Origin of the sequence: Sneathiella litorea (genome assembly GCF_009882915.1) — a bacterium.
Classification (GTDB): domain Bacteria; phylum Pseudomonadota; class Alphaproteobacteria; order Sneathiellales; family Sneathiellaceae; genus Sneathiella; species Sneathiella litorea.
In genome coordinates, this window is sequence record NZ_WTUW01000001.1 from 515,204 (window position 1) to 530,272 (window position 15,069).

At 49.9% G+C, this 15,069-nt stretch carries 17 protein-coding genes and 1 tRNA gene; 7 read left to right on the plus strand and 11 right to left on the minus strand.

The window, feature by feature from the left end:
• Window position 1: 1 nt before the first annotated feature.
• The 8 genes from GQE98_RS02520 to urtA are packed head-to-tail and all read right to left on the minus strand — an operon-like array spanning window position 2 to window position 7,178.
• Window positions 2-319, minus strand: a complete 318-nt coding sequence (locus GQE98_RS02520; protein ID WP_161313968.1) for an urease subunit beta — start codon at window positions 317-319, stop codon at window positions 2-4.
• Between the two features lie 10 nt (window positions 320-329).
• Window positions 330-632, minus strand: coding sequence for an urease subunit gamma (locus tag GQE98_RS02525; RefSeq protein WP_161313969.1), 303 nt, complete (start codon window positions 630-632; stop codon window positions 330-332).
• Between the two features lie 12 nt (window positions 633-644).
• Window positions 645-1,544 (minus strand): urease accessory protein UreD, encoded by a 900-nt coding sequence (locus GQE98_RS02530; protein ID WP_246157189.1) that lies wholly within the window; start codon window positions 1,542-1,544, stop codon window positions 645-647.
• The gene (urtE, locus tag GQE98_RS02535) at window positions 1,519-2,214 is read right to left on the minus strand and encodes an urea ABC transporter ATP-binding subunit UrtE (protein WP_161313971.1); all 696 of its coding nucleotides are present in this window, start codon (window positions 2,212-2,214) and stop codon (window positions 1,519-1,521) included. The genes GQE98_RS02530 and urtE overlap by 26 nt, the downstream gene beginning before the upstream one ends.
• Before the next feature lie 2 nt (window positions 2,215-2,216).
• Window positions 2,217-2,990, minus strand: a complete 774-nt coding sequence (gene urtD / locus GQE98_RS02540; RefSeq protein WP_202526040.1) for an urea ABC transporter ATP-binding protein UrtD — start codon at window positions 2,988-2,990, stop codon at window positions 2,217-2,219.
• Window positions 2,987-4,120: an urea ABC transporter permease subunit UrtC gene (gene urtC / locus GQE98_RS02545; protein ID WP_161314776.1), complete on the minus strand. Its 1,134-nt coding sequence runs from the start codon at window positions 4,118-4,120 to the stop codon at window positions 2,987-2,989. Before urtC ends, urtD begins: the two co-directional genes overlap by 4 nt.
• 51 nt (window positions 4,121-4,171) lie before the next feature.
• Entirely contained in the window at window positions 4,172-5,863 is a 1,692-nt protein-coding gene (gene urtB, locus GQE98_RS02550) for an urea ABC transporter permease subunit UrtB (protein WP_202526042.1), read from the minus strand.
• Window positions 5,864-5,891: 28 nt separating this feature from the next.
• Window positions 5,892-7,178 carry an urea ABC transporter substrate-binding protein gene (gene urtA, locus GQE98_RS02555; RefSeq protein WP_161313972.1) on the minus strand — a complete coding sequence of 429 codons (1,287 nt, stop codon included), beginning with the start codon at window positions 7,176-7,178 and terminating at the stop codon, window positions 5,892-5,894.
• Window positions 7,179-7,521: 343 nt separating this feature from the next.
• On the opposite strand from urtA, the gene GQE98_RS02560 reads away from it, so the two are divergent.
• Window positions 7,522-8,832, plus strand: coding sequence for an alpha/beta hydrolase family protein (locus GQE98_RS02560; RefSeq protein WP_161313973.1), 1,311 nt, complete (start codon window positions 7,522-7,524; stop codon window positions 8,830-8,832).
• A gap of 239 nt (window positions 8,833-9,071) precedes the next feature.
• Window positions 9,072-9,830 carry a hypothetical protein gene (locus tag GQE98_RS02565; RefSeq protein WP_161313974.1) on the plus strand — a complete coding sequence of 253 codons (759 nt, stop codon included), beginning with the start codon at window positions 9,072-9,074 and terminating at the stop codon, window positions 9,828-9,830.
• A gap of 180 nt (window positions 9,831-10,010) precedes the next feature.
• Here GQE98_RS02565 and GQE98_RS02570 read toward each other — a convergent pair whose 3' ends face one another.
• Window positions 10,011-10,217, minus strand: coding sequence for a cold-shock protein (locus tag GQE98_RS02570; protein WP_161313975.1), 207 nt, complete (start codon window positions 10,215-10,217; stop codon window positions 10,011-10,013).
• A 222-nt stretch (window positions 10,218-10,439) separates the two neighbouring features.
• Entirely contained in the window at window positions 10,440-10,952 is a 513-nt protein-coding gene (arfB, locus tag GQE98_RS02575) for an alternative ribosome rescue aminoacyl-tRNA hydrolase ArfB (RefSeq protein ID WP_214646483.1), read from the minus strand.
• Between the two features lie 41 nt (window positions 10,953-10,993).
• Between arfB and GQE98_RS02580 the strand changes: the two genes are divergently transcribed.
• Together GQE98_RS02580 and GQE98_RS02585 are read left to right on the plus strand one after the other, a co-directional pair.
• The gene (locus tag GQE98_RS02580; protein ID WP_161313976.1) at window positions 10,994-11,797 is read left to right on the plus strand and encodes a formate/nitrite transporter family protein; all 804 of its coding nucleotides are present in this window, start codon (window positions 10,994-10,996) and stop codon (window positions 11,795-11,797) included.
• Window positions 11,798-11,968: 171 nt separating this feature from the next.
• On the plus strand, window positions 11,969-12,430 hold the full coding sequence (locus tag GQE98_RS02585) for a hypothetical protein (RefSeq protein ID WP_161313977.1): 462 nt from the start codon (window positions 11,969-11,971) through the stop codon (window positions 12,428-12,430).
• Between the two features lie 161 nt (window positions 12,431-12,591).
• Here GQE98_RS02585 and GQE98_RS02590 read toward each other — a convergent pair.
• Window positions 12,592-12,666 (minus strand) — tRNA-Gly (locus GQE98_RS02590).
• A 160-nt stretch (window positions 12,667-12,826) separates the two neighbouring features.
• Here GQE98_RS02590 and GQE98_RS02595 point away from each other — a divergent pair.
• From GQE98_RS02595 to GQE98_RS02605, 3 genes are all read left to right on the plus strand, one after another.
• Window positions 12,827-13,327 (plus strand): prolyl-tRNA synthetase associated domain-containing protein, encoded by a 501-nt coding sequence (locus tag GQE98_RS02595; RefSeq protein ID WP_161313978.1) that lies wholly within the window; start codon window positions 12,827-12,829, stop codon window positions 13,325-13,327.
• Between the two features lie 159 nt (window positions 13,328-13,486).
• Window positions 13,487-14,392, plus strand: coding sequence for a thioredoxin (gene trxA, locus GQE98_RS02600; protein ID WP_161313979.1), 906 nt, complete (start codon window positions 13,487-13,489; stop codon window positions 14,390-14,392).
• Complete coding sequence (locus GQE98_RS02605) at window positions 14,389-15,048, plus strand: LON peptidase substrate-binding domain-containing protein (protein WP_161313980.1); 660 nt, start codon at window positions 14,389-14,391, stop codon at window positions 15,046-15,048. Before trxA ends, GQE98_RS02605 begins: the two co-directional genes overlap by 4 nt.
• Window positions 15,049-15,069 lie beyond the last annotated feature (21 nt).

Below are 15,069 nucleotides of genomic sequence, written 5' to 3' on the forward strand. Positions count from 1 at the left end.
TTTACTCTCCCTTATCCAGCGGGCCCATAACAGCCTGATTGAATCCATAAACCGTGCGCGTGCCCGTAAAGGCAACCAGCGTCACATCCCGTGTCTGGCCAGGCTCAAACCGGATAGCTGTGCCTGACGGGATGTCGAGACGAAAACCATTCGCTGCCGCACGGTCAAATTCAAGACCGCTGTTCGCTTCGGCAAAATGATAATGACTGCCCACCTGCACGGGACGATCCCCGGTATTGGCAACGGTTAAAGTCATCGACTGACGGTTGGCATTGAGCTCGATACTTCCTTCAGCCGGAATAATTTCTCCTGGTTTCATCTCGCGCTCCTTATCGAATGGGATCATGCACGGTGACCAGTTTGGTCCCGTCTGGGAAAGTGGCTTCTACCTGGACTTCATGGATCATCTCCGCAATCCCGTCCATAACCTGCTCGCGGCTGACAACAGTCCCGCCCTCGCTCATCAGGGTGGCCACAGATTTGCCGTCACGTGCGCCTTCAACAACGAAGTCCGTAATCAGTGCAATCGCTTCAGGGTAGTTCAGCTTCACCCCGCGCGTCAGCCGCTCGCGCGCCACCATAGCCGCCAGCGAGATCAGCAATTTATCTTTTTCCCGTGGTGTAAATTGCATCTTTAGTCCCTTTTATTGATTTTCCCACACTTTTGGCAGATCTACGGGATATCCCGCTATTTCACTTCGCATTCTCGTCAATATGAGGGCAAGCGCCTTCCGAAGGTCATACCCGTTCTCAGCTAATACCCTTATTATCAGTAAAGTATCGCGTGAGGTCACTGCTGCCCGCACACCGCAATCCCGTGCCGCCTCCTGCGCCGTCTCAAGATAGCTATCGGCATAGTCATCTGCGATAAGAATAGTCGCCATTCCTTTTGCGCCATCCAGAACTGCCGGATGCATTGCCTTGGCATGAAGGTCCCCGTCCAAAACAAATTTGTCAAACCAAACTAACTTGCCTTCCCGCCATATCTTCCAACCATCGCTCAGGCTGGCGGACCGCAGGGTCTCCCCATGAGCCGTCCGACCAAACAGCGTTGCTTCGAGCGCAAGCAGGCGGCTTCCGGCCTTTAGATGTACACTGTTCATTCTACGAAGGCGGCCTTTTTCAAACAGGATTGTTTCCTGCGGCAACCATTCAAGAAGAGCGCCTTTGGCAATGTTTATTTCCGCATCAATAACTGTCGTTGAGCCGACGGACCGATAGATTTTTTCTGCGGCCTGGCCTGATACGGTAAGCGCCGCTCCCTCGTCGAGGGAAATCTGATAGGCCATATAATCACCACCCGTCAGGCCACCCGCCGTGTTAATCAGCACAGCCTCCGGATATTCGGCATGATCAACAGTCGGAAATCGAACCCTGCCGCAACCCCGTTGATAAAGATGCGCGAGTTTCGAACCTGACTCTTTTTGACAATACCGTAATTCCACCCTCCCTTCGGAGCGGGCAAGAGCGACAGGTTCTTTCTTCTCGGGAGCCAACGGTACCGCCTCTAAAACGGGGTCAGACAGTAAGGTATTTTCGAACATCACTTTCCAGCATATCCTCTTTTGCCCCGGCCAGAACAACTTCCCCGCGGTCCATAACGGCAAAACGATCAGCAAGATCGCGAGCGAATTCAAAATACTGCTCAACCAGCAGAATAGCCATATCCCCCCGCTCCCTCAGTATTTCTATAACATTACCGATATCCTTGATGATGGACGGTTGAATTCCTTCCGTTGGTTCATCGAGGACAAGAAGCTTGGGCCGCATAACCAGCGCCCGGCCAATCGCGAGCTGTTGCTGCTGTCCACCGGATAAGTCACCGCCCCTTCTTCTTAGCATATCTTTAAGTATGGGAAACAGGTCAAAGATCTCAGAGGGGATAAATCTATCTTTGAGAGGTAGAGCGGCGAAGCCCGTCTTCAGGTTTTCATGCACGGTCAAAAGCGGGAATATTTCCCGACCCTGGGGAATTACCGCGATGCCTTCACGGGCGCGCTGATGGGCACTCATACTCGTGATATCCTTACCGTCCCAGGTAATTTTTCCGTTTGTAACCGGATGTTGCCCAACAATAGCGCGAAGAGTACTCGTCTTCCCCACCCCGTTACGCCCGAGCAGCGAGGTAACCTCCCCCTTATTTACTTTTAGGGAAACATGACGCAGCGCCTGACTCGCACCATAAAAAAGATCTATATTTTCAACGTCTAACATGATCAGCGCCCCAGATAGACTTCTATAACGCGTTGGTTATTCTGCACGGTGTCAAGGCTCCCCTCAGCAAGCACGGATCCTTCGTGCAGAACGGTTACCTTTGATTTGAGCGCGCGAACAAACTCCATATCATGCTCAACCACCACAACTGAATGTGTCGCCGATATATCACGCAGTAATATGGCGGTCTGTTCTGTTTCCGCGTCAGTCATCCCCGCAACGGGTTCATCCACCAGTAGGAGATCAGGATCCTGCATCAACAACATACCAATTTCCAGCCATTGCTTCTGACCATGAGACAAACTACCGGCAAGATCGCCTGCCTTCTCCGTCAGGCGGATAATATTTAGAACCTCCATAATCCGGCCGACTTCCACGTCATTCAGTGCCGCAAACAGGGTTGCAATAACCCCTTTTTCACCTTTCAGGGAAAGTTCAAGGTTATGAAAGACGGTCTGGCTTTCAAACACAGTTGGCTTCTGAAATTTTCGACCAATCCCAAGATTGGCGATATAGGCTTCATCATGCTTTGTTAGGTCAATCGCCCCCTTGAAAAAGACATCACCAGTGTCCGGTTTGGTCTTACCTGTGATCACGTCCATCATGGTCGTCTTACCCGCGCCGTTTGGCCCGATTATCGCCCGCATCTCTCCAGGTTCCACCACGAAGCTGAGATTATTCAAGGCCTTGAAGCCGTCAAAACTCACACTGACACCGTCAAGATAAAGGATTGACGATAAATTCTGCTCCGCTGACTCTTTCAGTTGCATTGTCATTGTTCTTCTTTCACAGGGACAGGTGCTTGCATTGGCGAGCTTCCTTGCTGCTTGTTCTTAAATTTCTCGATCCAGACGGCAGCGGTACCAACAATTCCCTTTGGCAGGAATAATGTCGTGAAAACGAAGAGACCTCCCAGAAAGTAAAGCCATGCATCTGGAAAGCTGCCGGTAAAGTAGCTTTTGCCCCAATTGACGAGGAAAGCGCCAAGAACGGCGCCCCATAAGGTGCCCCGGCCACCGACCGCGACCCAGATCACAACCTCGATTGAGTTGGCCGGAGAGAATTCCGATGGATTGATGATACCGACCTGTGGGACATAAAGCGCCCCGGCAATTCCGGCCAGAATGGCTGAGACAACAAAGACAAAAAGCTTATAATATTCCACCCGATAACCGGAAAATCGAGTCCGGCTTTCCGCATCCCGAATGGCAATGAGTACCCGCCCTAGCTTGGATTGGGTAATAAAGCAGCATACCAGATAGCCAAGAGCGAGGGCGATAAGAGAGGCCACAAAAAGCCCAAGCCTAGTGCCAGTCGCCTGCAAATCAAACCCGAGAAGGTCCTTGAAGTCCGTCAGGCCATTATTACCTCCAAATCCCATGTCATTTCGGAAAAATGCAAGCAGGAGAGCATAGGTCATGGCCTGAGTGATAATCGACAAATAGACCCCTGTCACACGGGAGCGGAACGCAAACCAGCCGAAGATAAACGCGAGCAGGCCCGGCACGAGAATGACCATCAACATTGCAAATGGGAAGATATCGAAGCCGAACCAGTACCAGGGCAATTCCGTCCAGTTAAGGAAAACCATAAAATCTGGAAGAAGGGGATTGCCATATACACCGCGATCGCCGATCTGCCGCATCAGATACATACCCATCGCATAACCGCCTAGCGCGAAGAAGGCGCCATGGCCTAGACTCAGGATACCCGCAAAGCCCCAAATGAGATCGACACTCAGTGCAAGGAGCGCAAAGCAGACATACTTTCCCATCAGGCTGACCAGATAGGTCGGCACATAGAATGGGGAGCTCTCTGGAAGAAAGGTATTACTCAAGGGGACGAAGAAGGCGGCAACAAGAAGAATCCCCAAAAACGTCTTGCCGCCGCCTGGAAGACCCGTCATGAGGGATACGAACGGGCCTTTGTTAGGTTTGTTTATCATGTCAACCATAGCTCAATTCTCCACGGCCCGACCCTTTAGGGCGAACAGCCCCCTGGGTCGCTTTTGGATAAACAAAATAATGAAAATCAGAATAAAGATCTTGGCGAGAACCGCGCCGGTATAAGGTTCCAGGAACTTGTTGGTGACACCGAGACTGAGTGCCGCAACAAGCGTACCCCAGAGGTTGCCAACGCCACCGAAAACAACCACCATAAAACTATCGACGATATAAGCCTGACCGAGGTTGGGGCTGACATTATCAATCTGGCTCAAAGCGACGCCAGCCATTCCCGCAACACCGGACCCAAGACCAAAGGTCATGGCGTCCACCCACCCGGTCCGAATGCCCATCGAGGCCGCCATCTTTCGATTTTGAGTAACTGCGCGCATTTGCAGACCGAAAGAGGTTTTGCGCAGCACCAACAACAACATGAATAGCACCGCCGCCGCGAACAGGATTATGCCGATACGGTTATAGGTAAGAGCAAGCCCGCCGGTAATCTCCCACGCACCACTCAACCATTCCGGAGAGGATACTTCCTTGTTCGTTGGCCCGAAAATCGTTCGTACGAACTGCTGTAGTATCAGGCTCAGCCCCCAGGTTGCCAACAGGGTTTCCAGCGGTCGGCCGTAGAGGAACCGGATAATGCTCCGTTCAATCGCAACGCCGCAGAGACCAGCAACGATAAATGCCGCCGGAATAGCCGCAACCAGTGAATAGACGAGAAGGTCCGGCGCAAAATTACGGCAAAGCTCCTGCACCACATAAGTCGTATAAGCGCCAATCATCACCATTTCGCCATGGGCCATGTTGATCACCCCCATCACCCCGAAAGTGATGGCAAGTCCAATGGCCGCAAGCAACAGAACCGACCCCAGAGACAGGCCCTGGAAAATATTTTCGATAACGGCCATAAAGGCCAGCTTTTCCTCAATTCTAGCTAATGCCGTCTCGATACTCAGTGCGAATTGTTGAATTTCATGTGACGGGTTCTGTAAGGCGGCAATCTTGTTCGCCTCGCCATTCAGCAGAAATTTGACTTCCGGGCCGTGCTGCTCTTGTAAAATGAGTAGCGCATCGGCCTTGATCGTCGTGGTTTCACCGTGAACGAAATTAAGCGCCGCCAGCGCCCGGCGCATGGCGGTCGCCACATCTTCCTCAGTTTCTGCGGCCAGGGCATCTCTTAACGGAACCGCCATTTCTTTGGGTCGGCTCTTGAAAACAGCATTTGCCGCCTTCAACCGCAGCGCAGGATCCTCATTCAGGAGCGTCAATCGCCCGAGTAGATCCTTGATAAGGCCACGCATCTTGTTGTTAATACGAATTTTGGTGAGATCGCCGCTTTTAACGACGCCGAAATCCTCTTCCGTGAGGATGTCCGTAATCTGGTATCCATCACTCACCTTCTTGCGAGAGACGAGCCGTCCATCAGATTTTGTCGCGTAAAGTTTCCCGTCGAGCAGGGTTTCAAGCAGGACTATAGATCGTGGGTCGCCGAAATCGGCAATTGCCTCTGTCGCCTGAATTTTTTCGCTGTATTTTTTTGAGAGCAGGCCCTGCGCAGCGTCCGTCAGGTCCGCAAATGCGGGTCCTTGTGTCGCCAACAGAAACAGCATAGCCGCAATTATGGTTTTGATTGTAATCCGCATGGGGGTAACCGGATTCTCGCAATACTGTATGAAGGGATGGAGGGTCGACAGCATGCCGGCCCTCCGGCTTTAACGAGATCGATTAGTACATTGGCTTTTCACAGCCACCGCAAACATACGGATATGTCCAGTCAGCAATCAGCTTGGCGCTTTCAGGGATATAATCGCTCCAGGCATCGCCCACGACCACATCGTCTGTCCGCCATACGGTTTCAATCTGACCATCGTCCTGGATTTCGCCGATCAGAACCGGCTTTGACAGGTGATGGTTGGTATTCATGACTGCCGTACCGCCAGTCAGGTTCTTTACTTCCTGGCCATACATCGCCTGACGAACTGCGTCCACATCCGTTGTACCGGCCTGCTCAACAGCTTGCGTCCACATCTTGAAGCCGATATAGGTTGCTTCCATTGGGTCGTTTGTCACGCGATTATCGTCGCCGATAAAGGCTTTCCACTGCTTGATGAAAGCGTCATTCTCTTCGGTTTCAATGCTCATGAAGTAGTTCCAGGCGGCAAGGTGGCCAACCAGAGGGGCTGTATCGAGGCCCGCCAGCTCTTCTTCACCAACGGAGAATGCAACTACCGGAATGTCCGCAGCATCGATGCCCTGGTTACCCAGTTCCTTGTAGAAAGGAACGTTGGCGTCACCGTTAATCGTGGAAACTACGGCAGTTTTCTTGCCTTCGGAGCCGAATTTCTTGATATCGGACACGATCGTCTGCCAGTCGGAGTGACCGAACGGCGTGTAGTTGATCATGATATCTTCCTCGGCGACACCCTTTGACTTGAGAAATGCCTCCAGGATTTTGTTCGTCGTGCGCGGATAGACATAGTCAGTACCGGCCAATACCCAGCGCTCGACACTTCCGCCTTCTTCACTCATCAGATACTCAACTGCCGGGATAGCCTGCTGGTTCGGTGCGGCGCCGGTGTAGAACACATTGCGAGAGCTTTCCTCGCCTTCATACTGGACCGGATAAAAAAGCATGCTGTTTAGCTCTTCAAACACCGGCAGAACCGATTTACGGGATACCGATGTCCAACACCCGAAAACCACGTCTACTTTATCAACTTCAATTAATTCGCGCGCTTTTTCAGCAAACAATGGCCAATCAGAGGCGGGATCAACCACGACCGCTTCAACTTTTTTGCCGAGAAGACCACCGTTTTTATTGAGATCATCAACCATCATCAGGACAGCGTCCTTCAATGTGGTTTCCGAAATTGCCATCGTGCCGGACAGGGAGTGCAAGACCCCCACCTTGATCACGTCATCCGCAGCCTGGGCTGTTCCCAGGCCAAGCGCGCTTGTCGCCAACATGGCCGCGCCGGTAATCACACCTGCGACTTTGCTTAGTCCTAACATTTAATGATGCCTCCATTAGCACATTGTTATTTTGCAATGCATTATGAAGAGCAAGGGATGTGCCAGATTGAATCTGCACTAGGAAATTAGATATTAATCTATTGATAAATATAGTAATATAAGAATTAACTATCATAGTCGAATATACTTTTCTGATGAGAAAATGATCAGAGAATCTACATTTGCCTATAATTTAGGCGACTCTCGGCATATTCTCTGAACTTGTCTATTTTTTGTGCTTTATCCCGTAGATTTCACCTTAATGTTTATGCACTACCACGCGACGCATGCAAATGCTGGCTAAGCGGAAGGAGCATAGGATCACTTTAGGGAAGGTAAAAAAATGAGAAAATTAGTTGGTATTCTAATATTGGGCCTAATGATGAGTGGGACAGCATCTGCAACAGATAACCGAGTTGATGGATTAAGGCCGGATGCGCCGGAGCTCGCCGCCTCCGGCAAGTACGCGATTGGTGTACGAACCCTGCAGTTTGTCAATAAAGGCCAGACCGATATCTTGAAGGTCGAGGCTGACAAACCGCTCCCCATTTATGACCGACCCTTAACTGTGGAAGTCTGGTACCCCTCAGACGGCGCCGTGCGGGGAGGCAAATATGATAATGTCTACCTACGCGATGGCAAAACGCAGGTGACACTTTATGGTCAGGCCGCGCGCGATGCGGTGCCCGAAAATGCAGAGGCCCCTTACCCCCTGATCCTTATCTCGCATGGCTACCCGGGCAACCGCTTTTTATTGAGTCACCTTGCGGAGAATTTGGCGTCCAAAGGATATGTCGTCGCCTCCATCGATCATACGGACAGCATGTATCATGACAAAGCCGCCTTTGGCAGCACGCTGGTCAACAGACCGCTCGATCAGAAATTCATGCTGGAAGAGATGGATCGCCTGGGCAAGGATCCTAACAGTTTTCTGAATGGCCTGGTGAATGCGGATGATACCGGATTAATCGGGTATTCCATGGGCGCCTATGGTTCGGTTATTACGGCGGGCGGTGGCGTCACGAAAGCCGCAACCGAGCTCAGTTGGGGCGCCCCCGCTGGCACCCTAGAACGAATGATGGCCGGGAGTGAGAAACATAAAGCGCTGCTGGATGACCGCTTCAAGGCAATCGTCTCTATTGCACCCTGGGGTATGACCTATGGCTTCTGGGATGCAGAGGGCTTGGCTGGGGTACGTGTTCCCATGTTTTTTGTTGCGGGCAGCGTTGATGATGTTTCGGGCTATGAAAAAGGCGTCAGGGCAATTTTTGAGAATACAGTGAATGCAGATCGCTATTTGCTGACATTTGAAAACGCAAACCACAACGCGGCAGCACCAATTCCCGCACCTGCAGAATCATGGAAGCCGGTCGATAATCTTGATTTTGTTCCCTTCGAACATTACGCGGATGCGGTATGGGATACTCTCCGCATGAACAATATCACGCAACATTTTGTTACTGCCTATTTCGATAACCATTTAAAAGCCGATGATAGCATGCAGAGTTATCTGGCAATTATCGAAACGGCTAATGACGGCGTATTCGCTCTTGAAAAAGATGGGACCCCAAAACCTGAGCACAATTACTGGAAAGGGTTTCAGAACCGCACCGCCAAGGGACTGAGACTGGAGTACAGATCAAAGGCGAATTAAGTCTCCCATAGCCGTCGGATCATCTCGCAAATAGTTGTTGTGGTCCGGCGGCCCTATGTGAAACAGCCTCAGCTGAGTGACACAATCTGAACATGGACGCAGAATCGCCTGCATCAACTAAAGATTAAACTTATTGAAAGCATTTTCGATTATCGTCATTCTAAGCTTTCTTTAAATCGGTACGAAGACCTTCCCTAGCATCGGTACTTTCCTGCGTTTTTGCAAATATGAGATATGGAATGTCCATTCAACTTGAAACCAAAGCAATTTCTATCGCAGTATTTTGCACAGCAATTCTTTTAATATTCAGTCACTTCATTCTAATCCTGTCCACCTATACATTCGGTTACAACACCGAACCAGTATTTGACGCAATCAATCTGGACTCAGAGCAAAATATATCAACTTTTTTTTCGTCCGTTATTTTGCTACTTTCAACAATACTATTATACATAATCTCATATTCATCTTACCAAGAGAAATCTAAAAGCTCTAAATACTGGCTAGTTCTCGCCTTTATTTTCTCATTTCTTACGGTTGATGAAAGCACAAAAATCCACGAACAAGTGGTCAAAATTTATTGGTATTTCTTTGGGCAAGGCCTTGATAACAGACTAGATAACTATGTTTGGATTGCTGTCTATGGAGTGATTTTTCTCGCAATCTCATTTCTTTATTGGCGCTTTGTCACGTCGCTTCCCAGAAAAATCTGTATTCTCATCTTTTTATCCGCTGGCCTTTATGTGTTTGGTGCAGCAGGGATGGAGTTTTTCGGTGCGCTGTATGTCGACCAATCCTGGTTCAGAGGTGACATCGCATCGTTCAATACTGATTATGCCGTTTATGATGCGAAATATTTCACGATCTCAGGCATAGAAGAATCTTTGGAAATGCTTGGAATAGCCACTTTTATATACGCCTTGCTCAGCTATATAGATATACGGTGGCAAGGCCTCTATATTTCTTTAGGCGGAACGCCCTCAGTAGGCGGCAGCTAATCCCATCACCTTTAGGTTATTTTTAAGGCCAAAGCTTACGCCTTAATTGTTGCGTCTAAGGTTACCGACGCTGGGACCAAAATAAACGCCGCAACCCTATCTGACCGCCGTATCGAATGGAGCCGGGCATAAAAAAAGCCGCCGCCAGCAATAGCTGGCGACGGCCTTTATTAACGCAAATTAGAGCAGCGAGATATTCTCAGCTGAAGATTTGCCATTCTTGCCGGCTTCAAGTTCATAAGAAACTTTCTGACCTTCATTCAGGCTCTGCAGCCCGGCGCGCTCAACGGCCGAAATATGAACAAATGCGTCATTAGAGCCATCTTCAGGCTCAATAAAGCCAAAACCTTTTGTGGGGTTAAACCATTTTACAGTACCAGTAGCCATAGTATTTTCCTTTATAGCAACATGAAACGCGCGACCCACACCCTGCGGGTCTACGATTTTCTTAACGATCACATTGTCAGGGAATAACTAAGGTAACCAGCGCACCGATTATTTAGGCAAGTCAAAACGAATGTAACACGTGGGATGTATCTAACGATTTTTTTTCAAAAGTCAATAACCTATTGAAATGCATCCCGCTCGTTAAAGACAGCGGAAGTTCCTTCAATCGTTAAAACCAACCTTTCCGCGGCTTTTCTTGAGACTACCGCGCTTTTGCTTTTTCTCGAGCCGGCGAATTTTAGAAGAGTATGTAGGTTTTGTCGGCCGCCGATACTTTGGGATAACTGCCGATTCTTTGATTAACGCAATCAGTCGCTCCTGCGCCGCTTTCCTGTTTTGGTCTTGAGAGCGGTATTCGCTCGCTGTCAGGACAAGAACTCCATCTTTTGTCATACGCTGGCCGGCCAGTTCTCTTAACTTTTCGAAAACACGTGGCGGAAGGTTCGGGCTGTTCTTGGCATCAAACCTCAGCTGAACAGCTGTCTCCACTTTATTGACGTTCTGTCCACCCGGACCGGAGGCGCGAAGGAAAGTCTCCTTAAACTCCCAGTCAGCCAGTTCGATATTTCCATTAATCTTGATCATAATGCCCCGGTTAAACAGAAAAACGAGTATAAAGGCAAGGCCTTCGGCGCCTGGTGTGCAATCGCGACCACACTGCAATACATAAGGCATTGCCGAAAATACTTACCGATTCCTTCGATAGGAGTACGAATATGGCCAACAACCATACGGACCTCGGAATTGACGCCTATAGTCCGAAAGAGATAGCGACAAGGGTCGAGACGACCGGTATCGCGAAAGCACAGCTTGGATTTAGACAAACCCTCATGCTCGCGATTCTGGCAGGCGCATTTATTGCCTTGGGCGCGGCGTTCTATACACTTGTCGTGACGGGAAGTGATCTGGGCTTTGGCCCAACACGCTTTACAGGCGGCATTGCTTTTTCACTCGGGCTCATTTTGGTTATTGTTGGCGGAGCAGAGCTTTTTACGGGTAATAACCTCATTGTCATGGCTTGGGCGAGCCGCAAAGTTACCCATCGTCAACTCCTCCGAAACTGGATTATCGTTTATGTCGGAAACTTTATTGGCGCCATCGGTACTGCCGTTCTGGTAAGCCTTTCCGGCATCCTTTCGATGAACGACGGGGGTGTCGCCGCAACGGCAATCAGTATTGCAAGCACTAAGTTATCTCTACCTTGGCAGGAAGCTTTTTTTCGAGCTGTCCTGTGTAACACTCTTGTCTGCCTTGCCGTCTGGCTCTGCTTCGCTGCGCATAGTGTCAGCGGTAAAATCCTGGCAATAATTTTCCCGATTGCCGCTTTCGTTTCGCTCGGATTTGAACACTCCGTCGCCAATATGTACCTTATTCCAATTGCCTATTTTGAAGGTGTGGAGGCCATTACGGTCAGCGGCTTCCTAATAAATCTTTTCATTGTAACAGCAGGTAACATTCTAGGCGGGAGCGTCCTCGTCGCGCTGGTTTATTGGCTCATATATTTAAGGAAAAGCCCTTAGGACCTTTTCAGCAAGACGCAGACAGCGGAGCTATTTCTCATTCCCCTCACCCACAAAATGTATTTCGGGCCTTAAAACGACTCACGTGATAGTGAGAGAACGTGTGGTCTCCTCTATCATGAACTCTGATATCAGTTTCGTAGGAATTGATGGCATATCTAGAGGGAACTGATGATAAAATACCCTGAAACGCGCGATGCTGTTGCGCTCTTGATCCTGCGTCTCGGCCTCACATGGTTTCTTTTCGTCTGGGCGGTTAATAAGATTATCGAACCCGGCCAATATGTCCGCATATGGGGCTATTTCCACGGAATCGATATTGGCGCGACCATGCCCTATTTCATGGGAAGCGCACAGATAGTTATTTGCATCCTGGCGGCCCTGGGACTCTGGCGCACATTATCTTATGGCCTGCTTTTCCTGATGCATCTGGTGACCGTGATTGTGATCTTTCCAACCCTGATCGCCCCTTTTGTGATTGAGGATGGGTTTCCCGTCCACCGCAACAATGCCATTGCTCTGGCTGCTCTCGCAGGCTTTGCCGCGCTTTGGTTACTACGTTATCGGAATCACTTCTCACTTGACGTCTGGCTATGGCAACGCAAGCAGAAGAGACAACAAGAAGTCAACTGACATGAATTAATGTTTTGCCAATGGCCTGCTGGCCACCGCCGTAGCGATTGCCGACTAAACCGCGAGTGGGGTGTTTCGGTTGCTTGAGGGAAAAATCTGAGCGGAATAATTAACCGTAAATCAAAAAAGCCCCGCATTTCTGCAGGGCCTTTTTTGAAAATTGGAGCGGGCGATGAGATTCGAACTCACGACCCTAACCTTGGCAAGGTTATGCTCTACCCCTGAGCTACGCCCGCTCGAGCGTGCAACAATCCGTTGCGAGGCGGGATAATACGTAAATAGCCTATGAATGCAAGCGCGATTTATCAAAAAATGCGGCTTTTCCCATTTCTTTATTTTCATGCGCGGGCGGAACCGTTAATTTTCCTTTCTGCAAAGCAGACCTGAGGAGTGAGAATGCCTGCAACACCAGAAGAATTATTTGAAAAACTCGATGCATTGGGAATCAGTTATGAAACCCATCATCATGCGCCGGTTTTCACAGTCGAGGAAGCGCAAGCGCAGACCGATCATATCCCCGGCGGGCATTGCAAAAACCTGTTCCTGAAAGACAAAAATGGCGATTTATATCTGATTGTCTGCCTACAGGAAACGGCAGTCGACCTAAAAGCCTTTCGGCCCTTGGTCGGCGCAAAAAACCTAAGTTTTGGAAAACCGGACCTTCTCATGGAAATACTGGGCGTTGAGCCCGGGTCTGTGACGCCTTTCTCTCTCATCAATGACGAGGAACAAAAAGTTACAGTGATCCTGGAAAAACGGATGATGGCGCATGACTTACTCAATTACCATCCTTTGCGTAATACAATGACGACACAGGTTGCCTCCGGTGATCTAGAGAAATTTATCCGCAACTGCGGGCATCAACCCTCCATTCTGGAGCTACCGGAACGGATATAAGAATTTCGTCCGCGTCTTGACTGTCTTGATGCCTGGCCTAAATCATCCACAGGACCTCTTAACAAAGCCGTCTTATGGTGCTATCCCATGGGTCGGGCAATGGCTGCTCTGATGGCTCGCTCTTCTTTGAAAACAAAAAGACACTGGTAAATTAGACTTATGGAAACTCTGATTAGCGAAAGCGCCAACGCAGGCGATAATTTGATCAAAGACGGCTCCACCGAGAGCTTTATGCAGGATGTGATCGAGGACAGCAAAGAGACCCTTGTTCTGGTCGATCTTTGGGCGCCTTGGTGTGGCCCCTGCAAGCAGCTAGGCCCGATGATCGAGAAAGTGGTCAAGGATGCGAAAGGCGCCGCGAAACTGGTCAAGATCGATATTGACCAGCACCCACAGATTGCCCAGAGCCTACAGGTGCAATCCATCCCTGCTGTGTTTGCCTTTAAGGATGGCAAACCGGTGGATGGTTTCATGGGGGCATTGCCGGAAAGCAAGATAAAGGAATTTGTTGAACGCCACGCCGGACCAATTGGTCCAACGCCTGTGGAAGAGGCTTATCAATCAGGGACTGAGGCTTTGGAAGCCGGGAATACAGAAGTTGCACTGACGGCCTTTGCAAAAATACTGGAGCTGGATCCAGATCATATCGACGCCAAAGCGCAGCTTGCCCGTGTCTATGTCAACCTTGGAGAGATCGAGGCTGCTAAAAACCTCATGGAAATGATCCCCGAGGATTCGAAGAACGCACCCACGGTAACAGCGACGTTGGCCGCAATCTCCCTCGCCGAAAATGCCGCCAGTGCGGGAGAGCTGGAACCGCTCCGCCTGAAGGTTGAGGAAAATCCGGATGATCTTGCCGCCCGCCTGGAATACGGGAAAGCACTGGCTGGTATAGGTGAATATGAAACCGCGGGCGCTGAACTACTGACAATCATTCGGCGTGATCGGGACTGGAACGAAGCAGCGGGGCGGCAGGAGCTTCTTAAAATGCTTGAAGTAATGGGACCGACAAATCCGCTCACAAAAGGCTTCCGCCGGCAATTATCATCGATCCTCTTCGCATGACGGACACGGGCGCAAATACGGGACTGGAAGAACTTCCGACCGCTTTACCGATCTTCCCCCTGACCGGTGCGCTCCTATTGACCAACGGACATTTACCGCTGAATATTTTTGAGCCCCGCTATCTCGTTATGGTGCAGGATGCCATGGCCACCCATCGCTTGATTGGCATGGTCCAACCGCGAGACCCGGAAGCTGATCAGATGACCCCGGAAGTCTATCGGGTCGGATGCGCTGGCAAAATCTGTGAATATGGGGAGTTGCCAAACGGAATGCTGCGCATCACCTTGGAAGGTGTCTGCCGTTTCGAGGTCATTGAGGAACTGGATGTTACAACACCCTACCGGCAGGTTAAGGCAGGCTATCGTAAATTTATCCATGATATGGAACCGGTGCATCGCAATAGCATCGACCGTCTGGCTTTACATGAAGCCCTGCATCATTTTCTGGAATTTGAAGAAGATGCCGACGACTGGCAAACCCTCAATCATCTGGAAGACGACAGCCTCATCAACTCGCTTTCCATGATCTGCCCATTCTCTCCTGTTGAAAAGCAGGCCTTACTTGAAGCCGTTGATATCACGACGAGGTCGCATTTGTTGATCAGTCTGCTCCAAATGATGCTTCAACAGGTCGAAACACATCGCACTGTGCAATAACCCCAGTTTAAAGAGAAGCGC

Coding starts and splice junctions, on each gene's coding strand:
- GQE98_RS02520 (WP_161313968.1), bottom strand. CDS start 319: ATGAAACCAGGAGAAATTATTCCGGCTGAAGGAAGTATCGAGCTCAAT.
- GQE98_RS02525 (WP_161313969.1), bottom strand. CDS start 632: ATGCAATTTACACCACGGGAAAAAGATAAATTGCTGATCTCGCTGGCG.
- GQE98_RS02530 (WP_246157189.1), bottom strand. CDS start 1,544: ATGTTCGAAAATACCTTACTGTCTGACCCCGTTTTAGAGGCGGTACCG.
- urtE (WP_161313971.1), bottom strand. CDS start 2,214: ATGTTAGACGTTGAAAATATAGATCTTTTTTATGGTGCGAGTCAGGCG.
- urtD (WP_202526040.1), bottom strand. CDS start 2,990: ATGACAATGCAACTGAAAGAGTCAGCGGAGCAGAATTTATCGTCAATC.
- urtC (WP_161314776.1), bottom strand. CDS start 4,120: ATGACGGGTCTTCCAGGCGGCGGCAAGACGTTTTTGGGGATTCTTCTT.
- urtB (WP_202526042.1), bottom strand. CDS start 5,863: ATGCTGTCGACCCTCCATCCCTTCATACAGTATTGCGAGAATCCGGTT.
- urtA (WP_161313972.1), bottom strand. CDS start 7,178: ATGTTAGGACTAAGCAAAGTCGCAGGTGTGATTACCGGCGCGGCCATG.
- GQE98_RS02560 (WP_161313973.1), top strand. CDS start 7,522: ATGAGAAAATTAGTTGGTATTCTAATATTGGGCCTAATGATGAGTGGG.
- GQE98_RS02565 (WP_161313974.1), top strand. CDS start 9,072: ATGTCCATTCAACTTGAAACCAAAGCAATTTCTATCGCAGTATTTTGC.
- GQE98_RS02570 (WP_161313975.1), bottom strand. CDS start 10,217: ATGGCTACTGGTACTGTAAAATGGTTTAACCCCACAAAAGGTTTTGGC.
- arfB (WP_214646483.1), bottom strand. CDS start 10,952: ATGCCTTATGTATTGCAGTGTGGTCGCGATTGCACACCAGGCGCCGAA.
- GQE98_RS02580 (WP_161313976.1), top strand. CDS start 10,994: ATGGCCAACAACCATACGGACCTCGGAATTGACGCCTATAGTCCGAAA.
- GQE98_RS02585 (WP_161313977.1), top strand. CDS start 11,969: ATGATAAAATACCCTGAAACGCGCGATGCTGTTGCGCTCTTGATCCTG.
- GQE98_RS02595 (WP_161313978.1), top strand. CDS start 12,827: ATGCCTGCAACACCAGAAGAATTATTTGAAAAACTCGATGCATTGGGA.
- trxA (WP_161313979.1), top strand. CDS start 13,487: ATGGAAACTCTGATTAGCGAAAGCGCCAACGCAGGCGATAATTTGATC.
- GQE98_RS02605 (WP_161313980.1), top strand. CDS start 14,389: ATGACGGACACGGGCGCAAATACGGGACTGGAAGAACTTCCGACCGCT.